The organism is Peribacillus psychrosaccharolyticus ATCC 23296 (assembly GCF_000305495.1).
GTDB classification, from domain to species: domain Bacteria; phylum Bacillota; class Bacilli; order Bacillales; family DSM-1321; genus Peribacillus; species Peribacillus psychrosaccharolyticus.
Window position 1 is genome coordinate 1 of record NZ_AJTN02000092.1, and the last position, 1,960, is coordinate 1,960.

Below are 1,960 nucleotides of genomic sequence, written 5' to 3' on the forward strand. Positions count from 1 at the left end.
ATCCGGCATCATTGGCTTTACAATTAAGTTATTTATTTGTCTAATAAGTATTAATGTTATTTTCGTTATTTCACTTTATCAAACAAGGAGCTTCCAAGGAATTCTTTTTAGATTTAAAATTAAGAGAAAATAAATATGGAGGGGTTTTTATTCTTGAGAAAAATTAAATTATTTCAATTAATGTTCTTTTCCAATATAAAGTTGATGTTTATAAAATTTCTGAATCTCAATTCAGTTTCTTATAATTATCTATCCTTTATAAATCCAAAGCTAAAAATAAATATAATAGGTAAACGAGCAAAACTAACGATAGGAAAGAAGGCAAGAATTGAATCTGGAGGATCATTACGAGTATCTAATGGTTATATTTCTTTAGGGGATTTTGTAGATTTTAAGGAAAATACTGTGATTGAAGCAAATAAAGGAACTGTGAAAATTGGTAATTCGGTATTTTTAAACAGGAATTGTAGCATAATATCATGCGAAAGAATTGAAATAGGAGAAGGAACCAGTTTAGGTGCAAATGTTCTTATCTATGATCATGATCATATTTATGTTCGAGAAGGTAGCCAACCATGGAATGAAATAAAGTCTTCTCCAGTAATAATAGGTAAAAACGTTTGGATTGGTGCAAATACTGTAATTTTAAGAGGTACAAAAATAGGAGATAATGCAGTTATTGCGGCTGGATCAGTTATTAAGGGAGAAATACCTTCTCATACACTAGCTTATCAAGAAAGAAATACAGTATTTAAAGAAATTTCTTAATGTTAATTCAATATATTAAGTAATAATTGCTATTTATTTTTGTGTATTAGTGTTACTTACTACCAGTAAATTATCTACTTCTTATTTCTGTAATTATTTATTAGCAAAAATTCAAGCAGGAAAATAGTTTTAAATATGTCTATTTTAATTACTGGTGAAGCAGGATACATCGGATCACATACTGTAAGATATTTTCTAGATTAAAATGAGGATGTTATTGTTGTAGATTTTGCGATTCCTCGTTGGGAAGGTCCTTCAACCTCTTTAAGAAATTTGATATGATGGAATTGAGCCATTTTAATCATCCTTTTTGCCACTGCCTATGTAGAATGATTTGTCACTTTCTATCATAAGGGTTGTTGGTGATTTTAGGGAATTTAAGTGGCTCGTTTTAATGTGATCTAACTTAAAAGTGGCTCAAATCTAGATTATCAAAAAAAAATTTCCAATAGTCTTGAGGTCCTACTCATTTTTCGTTGAAAAATACACGCAACTTTGTGTTTTGTTACTCCAATATTTTTGATCAACCCAATATGTATATTATTGAATATAAGTCTATTATTTTTAGTTTTCGACAAATTATGCATTTATAGGTCTAAATACACTATTTAGTTTTGCTTCCGTATGAGATAAATGGTATATATGTTATAGGTACTATCTCACACATGAATCGTACGAAACGGCAAAATTATTGAAAGATAATGACGCAAAGCTATAGGGGCTAACGTTTTCAAGCTAAGCCAGCCAGCTGTCGAATACGATTTCCTTCGATTTATGTGATGACTCACTAGGAGGACACAAAATGAAGGTTTATTACAAGGTAATGAGAGAATGGCACTCTTTTCAGCAATATCATTATGAAATCCTCATAAGAGATTGCTTGTTACCATCTATGAGAAAACAACTAGGAATTAAAGCTGTCTATCATAAAGAGATGACGCAAATATATAAAGAGAGACTTTTGTATACAAAAGTCTCTCCTTTTGAGCAGCAAAAGTGGCAGGTCCCTGTAGGGACTTGCTTCTTTTGTTTAGTGGGATCTGAATTATTATTGTTGTTAAACCCGCTTTGCACTGGTTAAATCATTATTTTCAATTCTCGATAATTTTCAGTGGTCGTCGAACTGTATACGTGGATTATTGTTCACTATGATCATCGGAATAAGATACTCGTATATATCAGTTTTTAAGGC

2 protein-coding genes and 1 riboswitch are annotated in these 1,960 nt (G+C 30.7%); both genes read left to right on the forward strand.

The features are described 5' to 3' along the window. Positions 1 to 153 precede the first annotated feature (153 nt). Positions 154 to 768, forward strand: coding sequence for an acyltransferase (locus WYK_RS25520; protein WP_040373680.1), 615 nt, complete (start codon positions 154 to 156; stop codon positions 766 to 768). 671 nt (positions 769 to 1,439) lie between these two features. After that, positions 1,440 to 1,524: riboswitch (cyclic di-GMP riboswitch) on the forward strand. Positions 1,525 to 1,570: 46 nt separating this feature from the next. Then, a complete protein-coding gene (locus WYK_RS06130; protein ID WP_040373679.1) occupies positions 1,571 to 1,849 on the forward strand; it encodes a hypothetical protein in 279 nt (92 codons plus the stop codon). Positions 1,850 to 1,960: the final 111 nt, after the last annotated feature.